At 39.6% G+C, this 22,636-nt stretch carries 22 protein-coding genes and 2 riboswitches; of the genes, 18 read left to right on the forward strand and 4 right to left on the reverse strand.

Translation table 11 applies throughout. The features are described 5' to 3' along the window. Window positions 1–326: 326 nt before the first annotated feature. The 15 genes from J7E77_RS07940 to J7E77_RS08010 all read left to right on the forward strand — a co-directional run bounded on the left by J7E77_RS07940 (window position 327) and on the right by J7E77_RS08010 (window position 15,958). Complete coding sequence (locus J7E77_RS07940) at window positions 327–623, forward strand: hypothetical protein (protein WP_214713413.1); 297 nt, start codon at window positions 327–329, stop codon at window positions 621–623. 97 nt (window positions 624–720) lie between these two features. Then, window positions 721–2,343 carry a glycoside hydrolase family 3 protein gene (locus J7E77_RS31400; RefSeq protein WP_308160468.1) on the forward strand — a complete coding sequence of 541 codons (1,623 nt, stop codon included), beginning with the start codon at window positions 721–723 and terminating at the stop codon, window positions 2,341–2,343. 159 nt (window positions 2,344–2,502) lie between these two features. Further along, a riboswitch (glycine riboswitch) is annotated at window positions 2,503–2,602 on the forward strand. A gap of 277 nt (window positions 2,603–2,879) precedes the next feature. Continuing rightward, window positions 2,880–4,286 carry an amino acid permease gene (locus J7E77_RS07950; RefSeq protein WP_214713415.1) on the forward strand — a complete coding sequence of 469 codons (1,407 nt, stop codon included), beginning with the start codon at window positions 2,880–2,882 and terminating at the stop codon, window positions 4,284–4,286. Window positions 4,287–4,398: 112 nt separating this feature from the next. Further along, window positions 4,399–4,501: riboswitch (glycine riboswitch) on the forward strand. A 241-nt stretch (window positions 4,502–4,742) separates the two neighbouring features. Next, window positions 4,743–5,993 carry a serine hydroxymethyltransferase gene (gene glyA, locus J7E77_RS07955; protein WP_214713416.1) on the forward strand — a complete coding sequence of 417 codons (1,251 nt, stop codon included), beginning with the start codon at window positions 4,743–4,745 and terminating at the stop codon, window positions 5,991–5,993. A 15-nt stretch (window positions 5,994–6,008) separates the two neighbouring features. Continuing rightward, complete coding sequence (locus tag J7E77_RS07960) at window positions 6,009–6,521, forward strand: serine dehydratase beta chain (RefSeq protein ID WP_214713417.1); 513 nt, start codon at window positions 6,009–6,011, stop codon at window positions 6,519–6,521. Continuing rightward, window positions 6,521–7,402: an L-serine ammonia-lyase, iron-sulfur-dependent, subunit alpha gene (gene sdaAA, locus J7E77_RS07965; protein ID WP_098934092.1), complete on the forward strand. Its 882-nt coding sequence runs from the start codon at window positions 6,521–6,523 to the stop codon at window positions 7,400–7,402. Before J7E77_RS07960 ends, sdaAA begins: the two co-directional genes overlap by 1 nt. Before the next feature lie 15 nt (window positions 7,403–7,417). Next, the gene (gene gcvT, locus J7E77_RS07970; RefSeq protein WP_214713418.1) at window positions 7,418–8,530 is read left to right on the forward strand and encodes a glycine cleavage system aminomethyltransferase GcvT; all 1,113 of its coding nucleotides are present in this window, start codon (window positions 7,418–7,420) and stop codon (window positions 8,528–8,530) included. A 126-nt stretch (window positions 8,531–8,656) separates the two neighbouring features. Next, window positions 8,657–9,052 (forward strand): glycine cleavage system protein GcvH, encoded by a 396-nt coding sequence (gcvH, locus tag J7E77_RS07975; RefSeq protein WP_214713419.1) that lies wholly within the window; start codon window positions 8,657–8,659, stop codon window positions 9,050–9,052. A gap of 1 nt (window position 9,053) precedes the next feature. Continuing rightward, a complete protein-coding gene (gcvPA, locus tag J7E77_RS07980; RefSeq protein WP_214713420.1) occupies window positions 9,054–10,406 on the forward strand; it encodes an aminomethyl-transferring glycine dehydrogenase subunit GcvPA in 1,353 nt (450 codons plus the stop codon). Further along, window positions 10,399–11,883, forward strand: a complete 1,485-nt coding sequence (gene gcvPB, locus J7E77_RS07985; protein WP_214713421.1) for an aminomethyl-transferring glycine dehydrogenase subunit GcvPB — start codon at window positions 10,399–10,401, stop codon at window positions 11,881–11,883. Before gcvPA ends, gcvPB begins: the two co-directional genes overlap by 8 nt. 123 nt (window positions 11,884–12,006) lie before the next feature. Further along, entirely contained in the window at window positions 12,007–12,885 is an 879-nt protein-coding gene (gene lipA, locus J7E77_RS07990) for a lipoyl synthase (protein WP_214713422.1), read from the forward strand. A 28-nt stretch (window positions 12,886–12,913) separates the two neighbouring features. Next, window positions 12,914–13,219: an iron-sulfur cluster biosynthesis family protein gene (locus J7E77_RS07995; RefSeq protein ID WP_214713423.1), complete on the forward strand. Its 306-nt coding sequence runs from the start codon at window positions 12,914–12,916 to the stop codon at window positions 13,217–13,219. Window positions 13,220–13,332: 113 nt separating this feature from the next. Beyond that, entirely contained in the window at window positions 13,333–14,733 is a 1,401-nt protein-coding gene (lpdA, locus tag J7E77_RS08000) for a dihydrolipoyl dehydrogenase (RefSeq protein WP_214713424.1), read from the forward strand. A 39-nt stretch (window positions 14,734–14,772) separates the two neighbouring features. Next, on the forward strand, window positions 14,773–15,642 hold the full coding sequence (gene purU, locus J7E77_RS08005; protein WP_214713425.1) for a formyltetrahydrofolate deformylase: 870 nt from the start codon (window positions 14,773–14,775) through the stop codon (window positions 15,640–15,642). A 148-nt stretch (window positions 15,643–15,790) separates the two neighbouring features. After that, window positions 15,791–15,958, forward strand: a complete 168-nt coding sequence (locus J7E77_RS08010) for a hypothetical protein (protein WP_168244345.1) — start codon at window positions 15,791–15,793, stop codon at window positions 15,956–15,958. 85 nt (window positions 15,959–16,043) lie between these two features. On the opposite strand, the gene J7E77_RS08015 is transcribed toward J7E77_RS08010, so the two are convergent. The 3 genes from J7E77_RS08015 to J7E77_RS08025 all read right to left on the reverse strand — a co-directional run bounded on the left by J7E77_RS08015 (window position 16,044) and on the right by J7E77_RS08025 (window position 19,174). Further along, the gene (locus J7E77_RS08015; RefSeq protein WP_168244344.1) at window positions 16,044–17,168 is read right to left on the reverse strand and encodes a cupin domain-containing protein; all 1,125 of its coding nucleotides are present in this window, start codon (window positions 17,166–17,168) and stop codon (window positions 16,044–16,046) included. 78 nt (window positions 17,169–17,246) lie between these two features. After that, complete coding sequence (locus J7E77_RS08020) at window positions 17,247–18,197, reverse strand: fumarylacetoacetate hydrolase family protein (protein WP_214713426.1); 951 nt, start codon at window positions 18,195–18,197, stop codon at window positions 17,247–17,249. Window positions 18,198–18,412: 215 nt separating this feature from the next. Continuing rightward, a complete protein-coding gene (locus tag J7E77_RS08025; RefSeq protein WP_214713427.1) occupies window positions 18,413–19,174 on the reverse strand; it encodes an IclR family transcriptional regulator in 762 nt (253 codons plus the stop codon). 179 nt (window positions 19,175–19,353) lie between these two features. On the opposite strand from J7E77_RS08025, the gene J7E77_RS08030 reads away from it, so the two are divergent. The 3 genes from J7E77_RS08030 to J7E77_RS08040 all read left to right on the forward strand — a co-directional run bounded on the left by J7E77_RS08030 (window position 19,354) and on the right by J7E77_RS08040 (window position 22,137). After that, complete coding sequence (locus tag J7E77_RS08030; RefSeq protein ID WP_214713428.1) at window positions 19,354–20,547, forward strand: FAD-dependent monooxygenase; 1,194 nt, start codon at window positions 19,354–19,356, stop codon at window positions 20,545–20,547. 131 nt (window positions 20,548–20,678) lie between these two features. After that, window positions 20,679–21,173, forward strand: coding sequence for a DinB family protein (locus J7E77_RS08035; RefSeq protein WP_214713429.1), 495 nt, complete (start codon window positions 20,679–20,681; stop codon window positions 21,171–21,173). A 310-nt stretch (window positions 21,174–21,483) separates the two neighbouring features. After that, window positions 21,484–22,137, forward strand: a complete 654-nt coding sequence (locus J7E77_RS08040; protein WP_214713430.1) for a hypothetical protein — start codon at window positions 21,484–21,486, stop codon at window positions 22,135–22,137. A 110-nt stretch (window positions 22,138–22,247) separates the two neighbouring features. Here the strand turns inward: J7E77_RS08040 and J7E77_RS08045 are convergent. Next, the coding region (locus tag J7E77_RS08045) for an IS3 family transposase (protein ID WP_214713431.1) at window positions 22,248–22,636 on the reverse strand (389 nt) is incomplete at its 5' end.

The following is a 22,636-nucleotide window of genomic DNA, read 5'->3' on the forward strand; positions in this document are numbered from 1 at the left end:
TCGACGAGCCAAGAATCTAGTTTTTGGCTTCTTTTTTTTGATTGATTTAAGTTTGCGCTTAATTTATATCAATTTTGCGTTCTTATATGGTCTAAAGCTAGGACTTTGGATATGGGTATATATATCTGAATTTTATAAATCTTAAAAAAACACAAATTCACCTAAAAATATTCTCTATTATTGTTTACCTTCTAAATTATACAATTATTTCGATTGAAAGCGTTTTCTCTCGAAGGAGTGATAGGAATGTCATGATACGTTTAAGATTTAACTAGTTTTACTCTTTTTTGTAAGTATTTTAATAGGAAAACGGGGGAGAAATAGATATGAAACTATTTTCAAAAAAAGCATCAACATTAACGATTGCTGCATTGATGTTATCATCGCTTGCTATTCCATATGCAAGCGCGGAACCGGGAAAATCGAATGGCAATAAGCAAAATGCACCTGCTATTGAAGTGAGGACCAAAAACATCCTTGTACAGGGTGAGAAGAAATTTAAAGACCTTAATAATAACGGAAGACTCGACCCCTATGAAAACTGGCAGGTCCCTACTGACGTACGTGTTAAGGATCTTGTTAAAAAGATGACACTTGAGGAAAAAGCAGGAATGAATTACTGAATTCCCGCAATTTAAAGATAACAAGCTAGTCCTACCGAATAAATTAATAAATCAAAACACACGGTACTATATTTTTCGGCAAACCCCAACGGCAGATATCGTTGCAGATTATAATAATCAGCTGCAGGTAGAAGCAGAGGGTTCAAGGTTAGGAATACCAATCGTTATCACTTCAAACCCGCGGAATCATGCCTCAACAGATTATACGAATAATAGTGAGGGGGCAGGTCTGCATTCTTTTTGGCCAGGTCCTTTAGGTTTAGCGGCAACTCGAGATGCCAGTCTTGTGAAAGACTTTGCGGAAACGGCCGCAAAGGAATGGCGAGCATCGGGTATTCGTAAAGTTTACGGGTATACAGCTGATATCGCCACTGACCCTCTTTGGGCAAGAATTGAAGATACATTTGGAGAGCAGCCAGAACTAGCTTCAAACATGATCTATAACGTAATCAAAGGTTTTCAAGGAGATGAGCTTGGTAAAGACAGTGTGGCAATCACTGTGAAGCATTTCCCTGGCGGTGGAGCACGTGATAACGGCTTAGATCCTCATTTTGTGGAGGGGAAATTCAATCCATATCCAACTGAAGGCAGCTTGCTTAAATATCATATTCCGACCTTTAAGGCAGCTATTGCAGCTGGAGTTTCGTCAGTCATGCCATATTACGCATATCCAAGCAATACGAGCGCTGACCAAGGTTTGCCATGGTATAGTGAGAATCAGCAATTTGAAGAAGTTGGTTTTGCTTTAAACAAAGCGCTCATCACTGACCTCTTACGTGGAGAGCTTGGTTTCAAAGGATATGTCAATTCCGATACGGGTGCTATTGGTAATAATGCATGGGGTGCTGAAGGATTAACACCAGAACAAAAATTTGCGAAAGCAATCGATGCCGGGACAAATATCATTTCTGGTGCATCCGATCCAACACCAATTATTAATGCAGTTAAAAACAGTTTGCTTGATGAGAAAAAAGTGGATGAATCAGTCACTTTCTTACTAACAGAGATGATGAAATTAGGCCTTTTCGAAAACCCTTATGTCGATGGTCAAAATGCGCTTGATGTGGTCAATAATCCTGAATCACAGAAAAAAGCGGATGAAGCACACCGAAAGTCATTAGTTCTATTACGCAATGACAATATCGATGGTAAAAATGTATTACCATTGGGTGATAGTGAAATAAAGGATGTCAAACTATACATTGAGATGTTCCAGGGAGGAAATGCTGCAGCGGCCACCCAGAAATTAAAAGAAACCATAAAAAGGTATGATACTTCTATCACAGTAACGGATAAACTTGAGGAAGCGACTCATGCGTTTGTTTGGGTCCGACCTGTTCAATCGAATTGGGATAATAATCCACGGATAACCATAGGCCCTGAAACAGGAATTACTAATGTTGATAGAATTATTGAGATTCAGAAAAAAGTTCCGACGATTACTGCGATTAACTTCACTAACCCGTGGTTGATTGATCAAATTGAGCCCAATGCTGGAGCGGTAATCAGCACGTTTGGCGTAAAGGCTGAGGCAATCGTAGACGTTATTCGTGGAAAATACAATCCGACAGGGAAACTTCCATTCACCATACCTGCTAACAAAGAAGCGGTAGACAACGAGGTTGGAGATATTCCAGGCTATGTAGAGGATCCTTCCTATGTCTATAAAAATAAAAATGGGGATTCTTACGGATTTGATTTTGGATTAACATATAAATAGGAGTTGAAGACACATGAATACATTAAATTGTAATGGAAAAGTGTCTGTTAACAATGGTTTCTGTATTTCTATAAAATTATAATAATTAATTAAATTCAGAAAATTCATTTGACATCATTCCTTGAATAGACTAGGATTTAATTATATTCATAATTGCGGATGAGTATTGTGGGAGAGACTAAACGCATTGTTTAGCACCGAAGGAGCAAGTCCCAAAAATTGGGCTCAATCTCTCAGGTAAAAGGACCACAATAGGACGCGTCTCTGGAGAGCGCCATGTGCCACCAAAGGAGTTATACTCTCAGGTAAAAGGACAGAGGAAAATGGGGAACGCCTATTTTTCTCTGTCCTTTTTTTGTGGAGAAAAATAGTAATAAACAAAAAAAGGAGGAGGTAAACACAAAACTAATAATTGGAGAGTGCACATCATGATTGTCCTGTTGAGTATAATTTTCAGAAAAATGTAAGCGCTTATTTCTGCCGAATTGACTAATAAAATATTAAACATTCTCAAAAAGAAGAAAGAGGGAATTCATATGCAGGAACAAACATTGTCGAGAGGTTTAAAAAACAGGCACGTTCAACTTATCGCTATTGGCGGGGCTATCGGAACAGGATTATTTCTTGGAGCAGGTAGATCTATTCATTTAGCAGGTCCATCGATTTTATTTGCTTACTTGATTACAGGTGTCATTTGCTTTTTAATCATGCGTGCACTTGGAGAACTGCTTTTATCCAATTTGAAATATCATTCTTTTGTTGACTTTGTTAGAGACTATTTAGGTAATATGGCAGCATTTATTACTGGCTGGACCTACTGGTTTTGCTGGATTTCAATCGCTATGGCCGATTTAACAGCAGTTGGTCTCTATACTCAGTTTTGGTTTCCAAATGTACCACAATGGATGCCAGGATTAATTGCACTAGTCGTTTTGCTAATCATGAACCTTGCAACCGTAAAGCTTTTTGGCGAAATGGAATTCTGGTTCGCATTAATTAAAGTTATTGCGATTCTTGCATTAATTGTTATCGGGATTTTCATGATTATTAAAGGCTTTTCCACAAATTCAGGCGCATCCAGTTTCACGAATCTATGGAGTCACGGCGGCATGTTCCCAAATGGCATAAATGGCTTTATTCTCTCATTCCAGATGGTGGTGTTTGCGTTTGTTGGCATTGAACTTGTAGGACTTACTGCTGGTGAAACAGAAGACCCGGAAAAAGTTATCCCAAAAGCAATCAATAATATTCCTATTCGGGTATTAATTTTCTACATTGGCGCCCTTATTGTCATTATGAGTATTTATCCGTGGAACGCCATCAATCCAGCGAAAAGCCCATTCGTTCAAGTATTCGTGGCGGTTGGTATCGCTGCAGCTGCTGGTATCGTCAATTTTGTCGTTCTAACATCTGCAGCATCGGCATGTAACAGCGCCATTTTCAGTACAAGCCGGATGGTATACTCACTTGCCAGAGATAAAAATGCACCTGTACCATTTGCAAAACTTACTTCTCGTCAGGTACCTTCCAATGCATTGTTCTTTTCCACTGTTGTTATTTTAATTGCCATTGTGTTGAACTATGTAATGCCAGAAGGAGTATTTACGCTGATTACAAGTATTTCTACAGTATGTTTCATCTTTATTTGGGGTATTACTGTCGTCAGTCATTTGAAATACCGCAAAACCAGACCAGATCTAGCGAAAGTGAACAAATTTAAATTGCCGCTTTATCCATTTTCCAATTACTTAATCCTTGCCTTCCTAGCGTTCGTGCTTGTCGTACTTGCACTTGCGGAAGACACTCGTGTTGCCTTATTCGTAACACCTGTCTGGTTTATCATGCTGATTGCGATTTATAAGATGTTGATAAAGAAGGCGGATTATGCGGATCGGGAGAATTATGCGGATCAGGAGAATCAACAAAAAGTAGCAGAAAATTAAGTGGCAACCCAAAAAAATAACTTTTATTAATAAATAATGTTTCCGCTTTCAAAAAAGCTTGACTTAGATTGCATTTACTATTATTCTGAAAATAATAAAAATAAATAAGCGGAAGATGGTTGTGGGAGAGTGCAAGTTTACACGCCACCGAAGGAGCAAGTTCCAAAAAGACCCTTGGAACAAATCTCTCAGGTAGATGGAACCACAATTGGACGCAACTCTGGAGAGCGCAGATAAAGTATTTGCCACCAAAGGGGAAGGTTCTTAATCGAACTTAAACTCTCAGGTAAAAGGACAGAGAAGGGTAGAAGTAAGCCATGTGCTACCCTTTTCTGTCCTTTTTTGCGTGCAAAAAAGTATGTTTCGCTTCAGATTTTATCTTGAGAATGAACAGATAAAATCCGAGGTTAAACACAGATAGAGGTAGCTAAAACAACGAATCAAGGGGGAAACGGGATGAGTTTACAACAAAATGATTCAACTATTTTTGAAGCAATTCGGAAAGAGCAGCATCGTCAGCATCAAACATTGGAGTTGATCGCATCTGAAAACTTCGTAAGCCAAGATGTTTTAGAAGCAATGGGAAGTGTGATGACGAATAAATATGCAGAAGGCTATCCAGGGAAGCGTTACTATGGCGGATGTGAATTTGTCGATGTGGCAGAACAAATAGCGATTGACCGCCTAACTCAGCTGTTTGGTGCTAAATATGCCAATGTTCAGCCTCACTCAGGTGCACAAGCAAATTTTGCTGTATTTTTCGCTCTGCTTCAACCTGGTGATAAAGTGATGGGGATGAACCTCTCACATGGCGGACACTTAACGCACGGAAGTCCTGTTAGTGTTTCAGGAAAATGGTTTGAGGTAGTCTCCTATGGTGTGAGAGAAGATACTCAATTGATTGATTATGATGAACTGGAAGCGATCGCGAATAAAGAAAAACCGAAATTGATCATTGCAGGTACAAGTGCTTACACTAGAACGATTGATTTTGCACGGTTTAGACAAATTGCTGATCAAGTTGGCGCAAAATTCATGGTAGATATGGCGCATATTGCGGGACTTGTTGCAGCTGGTCTTCATCCATCGCCGGTTCCATACGCAGATGTTGTAACGAGCACTACGCATAAGACGCTCCGAGGACCGCGCGGCGGCATTATTTTAACAAATGATGAAGAGATGATAAAAGCCATTAATAAATCGGTGTTCCCAGGGATTCAAGGCGGCCCGTTAATGCATATTATTGCAGCTAAGGCGGTTGCATTCAATGAAGCATTGCAGCCAAGCTTTAAGGAATATGCGAAACAAATCATTCTAAATGCCGACACACTAGGCAAAACATTAAAAAATGAAGGTGCAGCCCTTGTTTCTGGTGGAACGGATAATCATATCGTCCTTTTAGATTTACGTCCGTGGAATTTAACTGGAAAAGAAGCAGAAAAATTATTAGAAGAAGCGGGCATTACTGTAAATAAAAATACGATTCCATTTGATCCAGAAAAGCCGTTTGTTACGAGCGGTATTCGCATGGGAACAGCGGCTTTAACGACACGAGGTATGAAACAGGATGATATGGTGAAAGTCGGGAAAGTTATCGCAGCTGTTTTGAAGAGCAAAGGGGACAAAGTCGTACTTGAGAAAGCAAAAGAAACAACCAAAGCAATTTGTGGCGTCTATCCGTTATTTCAACAGGCAATCACAGTATAAGAAAGGGGTATGAGGATGGAATTTCAGAGTTGTTTTGACATTATTGGCCCGATTATGGTGGGACCGTCGAGTTCTCATACAGCAGGTGTCGTATCTATCGGGAAATTTATTTATGAACTGTTAGGAGATTGTCCACAAGAGGTCAATATTGTATTTTATGATTCCTTTGCTGAAACTTATCAAGGACATGGAACAGATAAAGCACTTCTTGGCGGATTGCTTGGGATGGATACCGATGATACACGCATTAAACATTCATTGGAGTGGGCAAAAGAGGTTGGCATGCAGTACAATTTCGAATTTGAAGATATCTGTGACTACTATGACCACCCAAATACAACAATCGTGACAGTGAAATACGAAGATCGTGTTGTAAAGGTTGGCGGTGCATCACTTGGTGGAGGCTTATCAAAAATCTTTATGATTAACGAGAAGATGGTAGATATTCGTTTAAGTGCAGGCGATGACTTTACAGTCCTTGCTAGTTCTTATCAACCAAGAGGGAAAGTACTTATGGAGGCAATTTAATGAAGATACAGTCCATGAAAGAGCTGATTGAAGCTTGTGAAAGAGAACAAAAAACCATTGGTGAAATCATGTTGATGATGGAAACAGAAAAATCAGGAAGAGACCAAGAAACCATTATTAGCATGATGGAAGAGCGATTGATCAAAATGAAAGAAGCCGTTGATAGCGGTATAAAAGATGCCTCAACCGCACCGAGTGGAATTTCTGGCGGGGATGCCGTGAAAATGTATGATTACGTACATCAAGGTAAATCTCTGTCAGGTAGTTATGTAAGCAATGCAATGAGCTTTTCATTGGCAACTTCTGAAAGCAATGCACGGATGGGGGTTATTGTAGCCACGCCAACTGCTGGGGCAGCCGGTATTTTGCCTGGTGTATTGTTTTCGCTTCATAAAAATGATGGCACACCCTATAAAGATTTAGTCATGGGGTTGTTCACAGCAAGTATGCTCGGGTTTGTCATTGCAAATCGTTCATTCATTTCGGGGGCGGCTGGAGGCTGCCAAGCAGAGGTAGGATCCGCAACAGCCATGGCCGCAGGAACAATCGTTGAGTTAAAAGGGGGCACGCCACAGCAAGCAGTGAATGCGACGGCCATTGCCATGAAGTCACTCTTGGGTTTAGTTTGTGATCCAGTAGCAGGTCTTGTTGAAGTGCCTTGCATAAAGCGAAATGTGATTGGAACCTCCATCGCATTTTCAGCGGCTGATATGTCTCTTGCTGGGATTGAAAGTCGCATTCCGTGTGATGAAGTAATTGAAGCGATGTATAGGGTTGGAAAAGATATGCCTCGGACACTTCGGGAAACAGCGCTTGGAGGTCTAGCAACGACAGAAACAGGTAAACAGGTGAAGGAACGACTATTTTGTAGGAAATCATAAGTAGGGGGTCTATCAATGGGGACAGAAATAGCATTAAAGCAAACACCACTTTTTGAAATTTATGGAAAATCAGGTGCGAAGGTCATTGATTTTGGAGGCTGGGCATTGCCAGTACAATTTTCCAGCATTTTAGATGAGCATGAGGTGGTTCGAACAAAAGCAGGTCTTTTTGATGTCTCACATATGGGTGAAGTGCTTGTTGAAGGCAAAGATGCAGAGAGTTACATTAACTACCTTGTCACTAACGATGTAACAAAGCTTAGTATCGATCAAGCACAGTACACAGCAATGTGCTATCCAGACGGCGGAACAGTCGATGATTTATTAGTGTACAAATTAGCGGATGAAAAATATTTACTCGTCATTAATGCCGGAAATATTGAGAAAGATTATGAATGGATGAAGCAGCATGTAAAAGGAGATGTGACGCTCCAAAATATTTCGAATGACATTGCACAGCTTGCCATCCAAGGTCCAAAGGCTGAAGGTATTTTACAAAAGTTAACGGAAGCAAATCTATCAGAAATTGGCCCATTTAAATTTGCTCAACATGTCAACCTGGACGGGATTACAGATGTGCTCGTATCTCGTACAGGTTATACAGGAGAAGATGGTTTTGAGCTTTATTTAGATGCTGCACAAGTCGAAGCACTTTGGGTAAAGCTTTTAGAAGTAGGAAGTGATGATGGCTTAAAACCATGTGGCCTCGGTGCACGTGACACGCTTCGTTTAGAAGCACGTCTTGCACTCTATGGTCAAGAGCTATTAAGTGATATTAGTCCCCTTGAAGCTGGAATCGGCTTTGCCGTAAAAACGAAAAAAGAAAGTGATTTTATCGGTAAATCCGCACTTTCAGCACAAAAAGAAGCCGGATTAAAACGAAAATTAGTAGGAATTGAGGTAACAGGCCGGGGGATTCCACGCCACGGTTATCAAGTAGTTTCAGAAGGTGGAGAGGCAATTGGTGTTGTTACATCAGGAACCCAATCACCATCTTTAAAGAAAAGCATAGGCCTTGCACTAATATCCGCAGAACATGCAGAAGTGGGAACACCATTAAAAGTGGTCATCCGTAATAAGCAGATTGAGGCGGTTGTTGTTAAAACACCGTTCTATAAAAAGGGTTAATAGAGTGATAGAGTTCTCTGGCTAACTTGCATAAAGATGATAGGCAGGCCGACTGTTACGTAAACTTACATGAAATCAAGACCTGAATGATCAAACTTGAATTTACAATCGGAAGGAAGAGAAACAATGACTAAAGCGACAGCAACTTTACTATATAGCAAAGAACATGAGTGGGTATTACAATTAGACGGAAATCGAGTACGTATTGGAATCTCTGATTTTGCACAAAAGCAATTAGGAGATATTGTCTTTGTTGAAACCTTAGAAGTGGATGATGAAGTTACAGCGAATGAATCAATGGGGACCATCGAATCAGTAAAAGCAGTTTCTGACCTATACTCTCCTGTATCAGGTACGGTTGTTACTGTAAACGAAGAGTTAGGAGATGCACCTGAGACGATTAATGAACATCCATTTGAAGCAGGTTGGTTAGTAGAAGTGGAAATGTCCAATCCTGAAGAATTGGAATCACTTTTAAATGAAGATGCGTACCAAGCATTTATTAATGAAGGAGAGGAATAAAATGACTTCCACTTATCGATACCTCCCTGATACGAAACAAGATCAAGAGGAAATGCTCGCTTTTTTAAATATTTCTTCGATAGATGAGTTATTTGAAGATATTCCAGCTGAAATTCAATTAAATGGTGAGCTACCTATTCCAGAGGCTGTGCCTGAGCCGCTTCTTTTGAAAAAAATGAATCAACTTGCTTCCAAAAATAAAAATGCTAATCATTACCCAACCTTTCTTGGTGCAGGAACCTATGATCACTATATTCCAAGTGTGGTCAATCATATGATTTCACGGTCCGAATTTTACACAGCCTATACACCATACCAACCGGAAATCAGCCAAGGTGAATTACAGGCGATTTTTGAATTCCAAACCATGGTTTGTGAACTGACAGGAATGGATGTGGCCAATTCTTCGATGTACGATGGCTTTACATCTCTTGCGGAAGCTGCATCACTTGCTGTTGCATCAACACGGCGTTCCAAAGTACTTGTGTCAAAGGCAGTTCATCCTGAATCACGTGCCATCTTAAATACGGTAGCAGATGGCCAAGGTTATATAGTTGAAGACGTCAATCTTACTGATGATGAGACAAGCTTAGTGAAGCTGCAAGGACAAATTGATAAAAACACTGCTGCTGTTATTGTTCAATACCCAAACTTTTTCGGTTCCATTGAGGATCTAGCAGAAATTAAGAATATCGCGGATACAAAAGGAGCGCTTTTAATTGTAAGCGCCAATCCATTGGCACTGGCACTCTTGCAGGCTCCTGGTAAACTTGGAGCAGACATTGTGATTGGGGATATGCAGCCATTAGGAATCCCGATGTCCTTCGGCGGCCCACACTGCGGTTATTTTACGGTAAGTAAGAAATTCATGCGAAAAATTCCAGGACGAATTGTCGGGCAAACGAAAGATGAAAAAGGACAACGCGGATTTGTATTAACCCTGCAAGCACGCGAACAACATATTCGCCGTGATAAAGCATCATCCAATATTTGTTCAAACCAAGCATTAAATGCACTTGCTTCTGCGGTTTGTATGAGTGCACTTGGAAAGCAAGGAATTCGTCATATGGCCCAATTAAACTTTGAAAAAGCAGATTACATGGCAAAATCTCTAAATAAAAAAGGCTTTACCATTATGAATAAAGCGCCATTCTTTAATGAATTTGTTGTTAAGCTTCCTCGTCCGGTAAAGGAAGTCAATGCCAAACTTCTTGAGGCAGGTATCATCGGTGGGTTTGATTTAGGAACGGATTACGGTTTAGAAAATCAAATGCTACTAGCAGTAACAGAGCAGAGGACAAAAGAAGAGATTGACCAATTTATCGAGGTATTGGAGGCAGTTGTAAATGGTTGAATATAATGACCTAATTTTTGAAATCAGTCGTCAAGGACGTGTTGGATCAAGCTTTCCGGAAAGTGACGTTGATACTGTTGATCTAAATGATAAACTTCCCAAGCATTTGATTCGTGACCTACCAGCAGAACTCCCGGAAGTATCAGAGTTGCAGCTTGTTCGTCATTACACAGCGCTTTCGAATAAAAACCATGGGATCGATAATGGCTTCTATCCACTTGGTTCTTGTACGATGAAGTACAATCCGAAAATTAATGAAGATGTAGCTCGTTTGGAAGGGTTTAGCCGCATTCATCCATACCAGCCAACAGAAACAGTACAAGGCGCACTAGAGGTCTTATATGAATTACAGGAAGAGTTAGCTGTCATCACAGGAATGGATGCAGTGACTTTACAGCCTTCAGCAGGAGCTCAAGGTGAATGGACAGGGTTAATGATGGTCAAAGCCTACCATAAGCAAAAAGGAGAGGTGAGAACGAAAGTCCTTGTTCCAGACTCCGCACACGGAACAAACCCTGCAAGTGCATCGGTTGCCGGTTTTGAAACGATAACGATTCCATCCAATGAGCATGGGTTAGTCGACTTAGAAGAATTAAAGAAGCATGTAAATGATAATACAGCAGCACTAATGCTAACAAATCCAAATACTCTCGGCCTGTTTGAAAAAGAAATCGTAGAAATCGCTAAGGTTGTTCACGAAGCAGGCGGCTTATTATACTATGATGGAGCTAATGCGAATGCCATCTTAGGGAAATCTACTCCGGGTCAAATGGGCTTTGACATCGTGCACTTAAATCTTCATAAAACATTTACTACACCTCATGGGGGCGGCGGCCCAGGTGCAGGTCCAGTCGGTGTGAAAGAGAAACTGATTCCGTTTTTACCAGTACCGCGTGTTGAGAAAGTGAATGAGGTATATGTGCTAGATTCTAACCAACCGCTATCTATCGGTCGAGTTAAAGGATATTATGGAAACTTCGGTATTCTATTACGTGCGTACACCTATATTCGCACAATGGGACCTGAGGGGTTACGTCAAGTGTCGGAAAGTGCAGTACTACATGCGAATTATCTTCGCAAGAAACTCGAGCCGTATTTTGAGGCACCGTATTCACAAATTTGTAAGCATGAATTTGTGTTATCTGGATCAAGACAGAAAAAACTTGGTGTAAGAACACTTGATATGGCCAAACGTCTGCTTGATTTTGGCTACCATCCACCTACCATCTACTTCCCGCTAAATGTGGAGGAATGTTTGATGATTGAACCGACAGAAACAGAGTCAAAAGAAACACTAGATGCTTTTGCGGATGTCATGATTCAAATTGCAAAAGAAGTGGAAGAAAATCCAGGTGTCGTATTAGACGCACCACATACTACGGTTATTGGCCGCTTGGATGAAGTACAGGCAGCTAGAACACCAATCTTACGTTATACAAAAGAAGAAGCAGTAAAAAGAGAAACCGTAATGTCTTAAACGAATGGGTAAACATGAACCACTGAGAATGAAGATATAGAGAAAATGAATTTTCTCACTATGTCATTCTTGGTGGTTTAAAATAAACCAAAAACTTCATGACTGTTCATAGGAGTGGAAGATATGTCTATTGATCATGTTCGCAAACCGGAATGGCTAAAAATAAAATTAAATACGAATGAACAATATACTGGCATAAAAAAAATGATGCGTGAAAAAAAGCTACATACGGTCTGTGAAGAAGCGAAATGCCCAAACATTCATGAATGCTGGGCGGAACGTAAAACCGCAACCTTTATGATTTTAGGAAGTGTATGCACGCGTGCCTGTCGATTCTGTGCGGTTCAAACAGGGCTGCCGACAGAGCTTGATTGGGAAGAACCAGAACGTGTTGCTGTATCAGTGGAGCAGATGGGCTTAAAGCATGTCGTGATTACAGCCGTTGCTCGTGATGATTTAAAGGATGGAGGAGCCGGGGTATTTGCTGAAACGGTACGGGCAGTAAGACGCCGCAATCCATTCTGCAGCATTGAAGTCCTCCCGTCCGATATGAAGGGTGAATATGACAACTTAAAAACATTAATGGATGCCAGGCCAGACATTTTAAATCACAATATTGAGACAGTGAAACGTTTAACACCAAGAATTCGTTCACGGGCAACTTACGAACGTTCCCTTGAGTTTTTGAGACGAGCAAAAGAAATGAATGCTACTATTCCAACAAAATCAAGTATTATGATTGGTCTAGGAGAAACAAAAGAAGAAATTATAGAAACGATGGACGATCTTCGTGCAAACAATGTAGATATTATGACAATCGGTCAATATTTGCAGCCAACCAAACATCATCTTAAAGTCCATAAATACTGGAGTCCACAAGAGTTTGAAGAACTAAAGAACATTGCCATGTCAAAAGGCTTTAGTCATTGCGAGGCCGGTCCGCTCGTTCGCTCCTCTTATCATGCTGACGAACAGGTCAATGCAGCAAAAGCGAATGCGTAATCAATTAAAATAGGGGGAGAGGAGTCCTATGATGATAAAAATGACAAAAGAAGCCATGAACAAGCTAAAGGAAATGGTAGTCAATGGAGACCAGACTCCCCGGATTGACGCCGAAGTCGCTGGCGGATGTGGTATGACTGTTAAGTTTTCCATTGTATTTGATGAACCACGACGAAACGATTTTATCATTGAGATGGATGGGATTCAGATTTTGCTGGATCGTTTTACAAAACGCTATATAAATGAAGAAACACAAATCGATTATAGCGCTGAACACGGTTTTCTAGTTGGAGAAAGCTTTGCCTCAAGTGCATGTGCAATTGAAATTGTTTAATAGGTACATTGTTGAGGTGTAATACGGATTGGAGTTTGAACTGTTTTATGATGATATTAAACCAAGTTTTCCTATAGATATGATTACATATTTTTATTAAAGGAGACACGAAGATGACAAAAGAATATGATGTTGTTATTATCGGCGGTGGAACAGGCGGGTACGTTGCTGCCATTCGCGCTTCCCAATTAGGTTTAAAAGCGGCGGTTATTGAAAAAGGAAAAATCGGTGGAACATGCCTTCATGCTGGTTGTATCCCTAGTAAGGCTTTATTAAGAAGCGCAGAAGTGTACGCTCAAACAAAAAATGTAGATAAGTATGGTGTCATTGCCTCAGAAGTTGGACTTGATTTCTCAAAAGTACAGGCTCGGAAAGAAGAAATTACGGCTCAGCTATTTAAAGGTGTCCAACATTTAATGAAAAAAGGAAAGATCGATGTTTATGATGGTAAAGGTAGTATCTTGCAGTCAAAAGATGTTCTAGTGGAATTGAATAATCAAGAAGAGGAAATCATTTTAAGCCCCCGGAATATTTTGATTGCAACAGGCTCTCGTCCAAGAACACTCCATGGCCTAGAAGTAGATGAAAGCTATGTGATGACATCGGATGAAGCCTTGAAAATGGAGGAGCTTCCATATTCGATTATCATTGTTGGCGGCGGAGTGATTGGAATCGAATGGGCATCGATGCTCGTGGACTTCGGATTACAAGTTACAGTACTTGAATATGCCGATCGTATATTACCAACAGAAGATCAAGATGTATCAAAGGAAATCCAGCGTTTAATGAAGAAAAAAGGTGTGAAAATCGTCACTAGTGCAAAGGTGCTGCCTGAGACACTTGAAAAAGGTGAGGGTGTTTCGATTAAAGCGGAGCATAAAGGAAAAGAAACACCGTTTTCTGCTGATAAGCTTTTAGTTTCCGTAGGGCGATTACCAAATACGGAAGGCATTGGGCTTGAAAATACTACCATTGATCTAGATCGTGATTTTATTAAAACAAATGAGTTTTATCAAACGAATGAACCAAACATTTACGCTATAGGTGATGTGATTGGCGGCCTGCAGCTTGCCCATGTTGCCTCACATGAAGGGATCATCGCGATTGAACATATGGCAGGAGAAAACCCTGCACCACTTGATTCGACTCTTGTTTCAAAATGTGTATACAGCAGCCCAGAAGTAGCAAGTGTTGGGCTCACAGAAGGAGAAGCAAAGGGAAAAGGGTATCAAGTAAAAACTGGTAAATTTTCATTCCGTGCCATCGGAAAGGCATTGGTTTTTGGTGAATCAGATGGTTTTGTCAAACTGGTTGTTGAAGAAGGAACGAATAAGCTGTTAGGAGCTCATATGGTAGGTCCACATGTAACGGATATGATTACAGAAATAGGCCTCGCTCGTGTATTAAACGCAACCGCCATGGATATTGCTCATACGATCCATCCCCACCCGACATTGGCTGAAGCAATTGGTGAAGCTGCTCTTGCCGTAGATGGAAAGGCAATTCATGCATAAAATAACATCAATCATAATCCTAAGGATGGTGGAAGAGCAATGAACACAAAGGTAAAGCTGAACCGTGCAAAATTATTAATTTCTTGTCCGGAAAAGCCGGGGATTATCTCGACCGTAACGAATTTTTTATTAGAACACAAAGCGAATATTGTACATTTTGACCAACATACAACGGATCCACAAGCAGGAATATTCTTTATGCGGATCGAGTTTGATTTGGAAGAATTTGATTCTACATTTGAAAAACTTGAAAAAGATCTACATGTGATGGCGCGGGATTATGCTTTGGATTGGCAATTGAGCAGTAATGAAAGAAGAAAGCGAATGGCCATCTTTGTTTCCAAAGCGGACCACTGTCTCAGTGAGCTTATTTGGCGGTGGAAATCTAATGAAATTCCTGTGGATATCCCTATGGTGATCAGTAATCATACTGATTTAAAAGAATTGGTTGAGGGTTATGGCATCCCTTTTTATCATATCCCGCTGTCTCAAGAAACGAAAGGAGATGCCGAACAGAAAGCACTTGAACTATTGAAAGGGAAAGTAGATATTATTGTTTTGGCCAGGTATATGCAAATTCTTTCTCCTAATTTCATTTCGCAATATCCTAAACAAATCATTAACATCCATCACTCATTCTTACCGGCTTTTGTTGGGGCAAATCCTTATGTAAGAGCGTTTAACCGAGGGGTGAAGTTAATAGGAGCAACTGCCCATTATGTAACAAATGATCTTGATGAAGGACCAATTATTGAACAAGATGTACAGCGTATTAATCATCGCTATACAGTAGCGGATTTAAAGACAGCGGGACGTCATGTGGAAAAAAGAGTTCTCGCCGAAGCCGTTTCCTGGCATGTTGAAGATAAAGTACTTGTTCATGGTAATAAAACGATTGTATTTGCATGAGTGGATTTCATAAGGTGGTTGCCCCTGTTTAAATGATCATTTGGTATCGGATGATAGGAGCCTAAAAATGGCTCAAAAGATAAGGAAGATGGGATATCGGGGGATTTTCGGAAACACATGTAAACGAAGATCCTAGGAGATGGTGCTAATGGCAGGAGATGAACATGTACTGGACTTTATTCATATCGTTTTAGCTATTCTTTGGATATTGATTTTTCTTCAAAATAAACGAAAGCGTACGTTAAACTACACACATATCATGCTGCTGCTTTTTGCCGTGGGTATATTACTTAATTCACTAGTGAAGTGGTCATAAAGGCTTACCTTTAATAGGTTAGGGCAGTTTCAAATTTGCAAATGAAAAAAAACGCTCAAATTGAGCGTTTTTTTAAATCATTCTATTAACGGAAGTCCGCTTTAAATTCGCCAGTAATTTTTTGGTGGCCGTTGTTTTCTTCAAACAATTGCTCTTGTTCTAAGTCGAAACGGTTCATAATTGGTAAATCGTTTACTGAGAAGAGGTAAGAGTCTTCTGATGCAGAGTGTTCATACCAAGCCCAGTTTGGAACAACGAAGTAATCGCCTTTTTTCCAATCGAAGCGAATGCCATTAATGACTGTGTGACCTGAACCTTTGTGTACTTGGTAAACAGTTGAGTGTGTATGGCGTAATGCCTTTGTTTGGAACCCATGTGGTAAATGCTGCATTCGAGTGCCAAGCGTCGGGTTCGCCGATTTACCTGTAGATGGGTTAATGTAATCTACTGCATATCCATGCTGTGGATTTGGATCGAATTCCATCAAGCCTTTAATTCCTTCTACCGTTCGATCCCATTTATAATTAGCAAGTGGAGCAACTGTGAATTTTTCATCACCAACAGGACGAACCATGCCGCCACGATAACGGATCTCTGAAAAGTTATCTGGAATATCTGGTTGTTGTAAACCATCTTCATAAGGTTCAAAGAAGGTACCACCGATTGCGTAAAGAGTAGGGATATCTAAAGCATCCATCCAATACATCGGCTCTGTACCTAAATGGGCGTGCCCATGCCATAAGCCCTTTGGAGTAATTAAAAAGTCGCCTTCTTCCATGAAAATACGCTGACCTTGTACGATCGTGTATGCACCTGATCCTTCAGAAATGAAGCGCAAGGCACTTTGTGAGTGACGGTGCGAGGGAGCTTGCTCACCAGGCAATAACATTTGAATAGCTGCATAAATCGTTTGAGTAGTAGATCCCCATCCCCAAGGTTCACGATAAGTTAAGCCAGGATTTTGGAAATAAATCGCACGACGTTCCCCACCGCGTTCTGGAGTGAAGATTTGAGCGGCTTCAGCCATTTTCTTTTTGAGTAATTCATCGCTCCAAAGATAAGCTTGTGCCTGAGGCTTTGGCGTTTTGTGCATAATTGCTGGAATTGCTTCCCAAAGAGGTCCTAAGTTGTATTGTTGAATATCTCTTGTGTAATCGGTTACAATTGAGCTTTTCATAAACTCCTGAACTTCTGGATTTACTTCAGCCATTTCACATTCTCCTTTATTATTCAAATTTATAGCGAAAAGGGGGGCAGCGTATGCTGCTAGACCCCTTGCAAATCCTAATTATACAGTGGCTAAGACATCTGTTGCCTTTACCTTATTTTCAAGCGCACCAAGTTGGTCGATCTCAATCCGAACGACGTCTCCATCTTTTAAGAATTGCGGAGGATTCATCGCAACTCCAACACCCCCAGGAGTTCCTGTTAAAACAACATCCCCTGGCTCTAATGTCATTAAATTGGATAAGAAAGCTACTAATTTTTGAACGGAGAATACTAGATTCGCAGTATTTGTTTTTTGACGTATTTCCCCATTTACTTTTAGAACAACATCTAAGCCAGATGGATTTTGTAACTCATCGGAAGTTACTAAATAGGGTCCCATCGGTGCACTACCTTCAACTGTTTTTCCTTGTAACCATTGAAGAGTGCGTCGTTGAATATCACGATAGGTGACGTCATTTGTAATGGTATAACCTGCTACATAGTCTAATGCATCTTCTTCGGAAACATTGCGTGCTTGTTTGCCAACAACAAAAGTAAACTCTGCTTCATAGTCAAGTTGGTCAGAAATTGGATAGTGTGGAATATCGTCCTCGGGTCCTAAAATGGTATTAGCGAATTTTGCAAAAATAACTGGGTGGGTTGGGAGTTCACGACCCATTTCTAAAATGTGCTCGCGGTAGTTGTGACCAACACAAATAATTTTGCCTGGCCGTTGAACAGGTGCTTCTACCTTAACATCCTCGAGATTGTAAATCACTTTTTTATCAAAGCTTTCAGGATTAGCTAAAATGAAATCGATTGCATTTTGCGCTAGTTGCAGTGATTCTTTACCACCTTGGTATAACTCGTCTGTATTTTCTGGCACATATGCTTTTGCGATGGCTTCGAAACGGTACTTTCCTTCTGCTTTTAACTGTGCTTGGTACGCATAGTTTAAATCGATTACTTGGTTGTCCACGATTGCCCCTGCACGAGTATGCCCAGCGACAGTAAAATTAATAAGTTTCATTGTTGTCCTCCTCGTTTTCACTAATTGTGAAACTAGTTCACTATTTATAAAAAATATTAATAGGTTTTGATAAGATTGTCAATATTATTTGTTTTCAGAAAAAATAAAATCCTATTATCATTTCATATCTCCTCAAATATTCAGGATTACAAAGTAAAAAGCATAAACTTCTATAGAAGAACTTCATGCTAAAACGCAGATGGAAGAGTAGGAGATTATTCTATGAAACCATAATATTCTGAAATTCCCTTTGCGGTTTTGAGAACGTATTGTCCAATCGGATGGTCCGCTGATTTTGGTACAGTCTCAGTAATACCAACGATGGTAATGGCACCGAGCAGTTCATTGTTGAAATTTAATAAAGGGACACTAAAAGAAGAGACATGATTGATTAGCGGTTCAGTTTTTGATGCAAAAAACAACTCTCTTGTTTTTTCCTTTTCACCTTGATATTGCTGTAATTCACTTTCATTAAGCTGGGATAATTCTTCTTCTTCCCATTCTTTCATGAGGACATCATTTTCAAAAGCAGAAAAAACGACGCCGGTTGAGGAGGAGAGCGGCAAGTGTGTCCCCATTTGTGCTCCGATATTTATTCCATAATCTGCACTTAAAATATATGAAATGAGTGGGCCTTTTATCGAAGGAACAGCCAGTAGTACTGTTAGGCTCGTGTGCTCGGTGATCTTTTTGAAATAGGGTATAACCACTTCAATTAAAGAAGTTTGACCTAAAGCAATATTTCCTAACTGTACTAATTTATGTCCAAGCGTATACGTGTTTGTATGAGGATTACGATTGATTAATCCAAATTGGCATAGTGTTGCCAAATATTTATATAAATTACCTTTTGTCATAGAAGTTCGGTTTTGAATATCAGTAAACTTTAGAGGCTCTTTATCCATTGCTAAGATTTCTAATATGTTTAACCCAATTTGTAATGACTGAACACCAGTTGTTTTCGTTTCAATTGTCATAATGATCCCCCTCTTTTCAATTGATATTGGATAGTGTAGTAGATAAATTGATTAAAAGAAATTTCAGAATTTAAAAATTTTTGTATTGACGAAATAGTGAAAGATGATTTAAAGTTTACTTATCAAGAACATTGTTCACTATTTGTAGAAGATAATAACTTATTTGGGAGGAATTTTCAATGACTAATGTAAGCGATATTATTGTAGTAGGTGGAGGAATCGGTGGTTTAGCCGTAGCCCTATCAATCCAGGAATCTGGTAAATCAGTAGCAATTTTTGAGCAAGCACCTGAATTTGGAGAAGTAGGTGCAGGTATTCAGTTAGCACCAAACGCGTTAGAAGTGTTAGACCGTCTAGGAGTAAAGGAAGAAATTTTAAAGCATGCGGTAGTACCAAAACGTCTTGTTCTAAAAGATGTTTATACTGCAGAAGTGTTAGCAACTCTTGATTTAGGGGAAGGTTTCCAAAAAGAATTCGGCCAACCATATGTCGTATTGCATCGCTCTGACTTACACAGAGTTCTATATGAAGCATGTCAAAAACGCAGGAATATCAAATTCTTTACAAACCAAACCATTCAAACGGCAGAACAAAACGGTGATACTGTAACCATTGTCAACCAAAATGGTGAAACGTTTAGTGCAGAAGCAGTGATTGGTGCGGATGGGGTAAAATCAAAAATGCGTAAGCTACTGATTGATGATGAACCAGTAAACTCTGCTTATGTAGCTTACCGTGGAACGATTCCAATTGAAGAAGTGGCTAATAACTCAAACTTAGACTTAGATGATGTCATCATGTGGATTGGGCCAAACCTACACTTAGTACAATATCCAGTTCGTCGTGGTGAGCTTTACAACCAAGTAGTAGTATTTAAATCCTATGATGCTACTGTAGAAGACTGGGGAAATCCAGAAGAACTTACACGTCGTTTTGAAAATAGTCATCCAAAAGTTCAAAACGCTTTAACTTACATTAACCGTCAATTCCGTTGGCAAATGTTTGACCGTGAACCAATCGACAATTGGACAAAAGGCAACATTACGCTATTAGGGGATTCTGGTCATGCTATGCTTCAATATTTAGCTCAAGGCGGCGTTCAAGCATTTGAAGATGCGTTTGTCCTAGGTGCGAAATTAAAAGAACATAATACTTACGAAGAAGCATTTAAAGCATACCAAGAAATGCGAATTCCACGTTCTACAATGGTACAAACAACAGCACGTAAATGGGGCGAAATCATTCACGCGGAGGATCCAACGACCATTTCACTTCGCAACTTTATTTTAGAACAACACAAACCAACTGATTACAAGATTGTTGATTTCTTATATGGCTATTTCAATAAAAATTACCAACGTGTCGATTGCTAATTTACAACTTTACGCAAATCAAAAATGCGTTAGAGCTAACTCTAGCGCATTTTTAATCTATTCTTATAATACTATTTAGCACGAAAGTGTTGAAAGTTCACAATAAGTGAATTGTAGGAGGGCTTATTACGATGTCGACAGCAGTACTGAATGAAAAATTGGAGACTTTTAAAAAGAGTATAGATGATATTGTAGCGGTAGTGAAAAATACGGAAGAGGCAACTCTTTATGTTAAACCTTCTGAAAATGAATGGTCCACCATGCAAATTGTTTCTCATATTTTAGAAGCGGTAGATTTTTGGGTAGCCGATTTGGAAGCATTGCTAGTTGTTCCAGGTGCAAAATGGGGACGGAATCATGAACATGTACGTCGTTTAGCTGCAGTAGATGAAAACATTGTATCTCGTATTAAGAAAGAGTATGCCATAACTAAACTACTAAACTTAGTACCGAAGGTTGAGGCAGCACTTGCTAGAGTTAAAGAAGAGGATCTAGTAAAAACAGCTCCAAGTTATAATCCAAACTTTGACGGAAAACCGTTATCATTCTTAGTCGACCATTTAATCGTTCAGCACGTAACAGGTCATTACGGGCAAATGGTACGTCATTTAGAAAAAGTTCGATAAACAAATCCATATAATAACTTCCTTTAAAGCTCCTAATTTTGCAGGAGCTTTATTTTTGTATGATTACCAAACAATGATTGGACTTAAACAACAGGAAGTGGAAAAAAATTCCGAGTCTGCATGGAAGTATATTAAGAATTCGAAAAATCCCTTACTCATCTCATCTCATCTCAGATTATGAATCCTTACATTTTAGCAAAGAAAAATAAAAGAAGCGTAATACAAAATTTAACAACTTGTTCATAAATTGGTAATATCTTCTGGACATCCTATCATCTGCAATACCCAAACCATTTTAGGAGGATATCACATGATGAGAAAGATGAAGAGGACCTGTATTTGTGTAATGGTTTTATTGTTTGGATTTCTAGGTTCAGTGCAGGTTTTTGCAACAGAGGATAACGCACATGTAAAGGCAACAGAAGCCCATGGTCGAGCTCATTTTAAACACGATCCTGAGTTTATTAAAAAGCAGGCCGAATCGCTAGGGATTGACACCAAAGGGAAGGACATAGATTCATTGGAGAAAGAAGTCCGAGATACAGTAATCAAAAATGAAGCGAAAGAGTTGGGTATTTCGATTGAAGGCAAAGAACTATATGATTTAGCCAATGAAGTTCGTGAAACCCACATAAAAAAAGTGGCCAAGGATTTAGGAATCTCGACTAATGGCAAAGATTTAAAGGATTTAGTCCATGAAATTCATGAGACTCAGATTAAAAAAGACGCTAAAGAACTAGGCATATCTATTGAAAATAAAAATCTTCGTAAAGTAGCCCACGAAGTCCGAGAAAAACGAATTTTCCAAGCCGCAAAAAAATTGGGGATAGAAACAAAAAATAAATCCGCGAATGAACTTTTTAAGGAAATCATGACGAATCACGCAGATAAGGTTAAGGAGTTAAATCTTTTTCCAACTAAAGAAGGTAAGATATTTTTCTTTGACCGGTCAAAAGAAAATTAGTTCTGGTTGGAGAGACTTAATACTTGGGATTCCCTTTTAATAAAAAATCAGGCAACTTCCAATTCTGAACTGCCCCCCGTCAAGTAGACAGTGGAAATAAATAAACGACATTAAGCGGCTTTAGCCCTGTATTCTAAGGGGCTAAGGCCGTTTAGTCTTTTTTGTAATCTTTCATGATTATAAAAATGTATGTATTCCTCAATGTCTTTCTTCAACTCTTCAAACGTATTGTATTTGTTTAGATAATACTTCTCACATTTCAATGTTCCCCAAAAGGCCTCCATCGGTCCATTATCGATACACCTTCCCACTCTTGACATACTATGCACCATTTCTGCTTTTTCAATTTTCCTTTTAAATACATTGGAAGTGTATTGGAATCCCCTGTCACTGTGGAGAAGGGGAGTGGCACCGAGGTTGGCCTCCAATGCTAAATCAAAGGTTTTAAACACCAATGGATTATTATTTGAAGTTCCTAATACATAGCTTACTATTGACC

Source organism: Bacillus sp. ISL-77 (assembly GCF_018613105.1).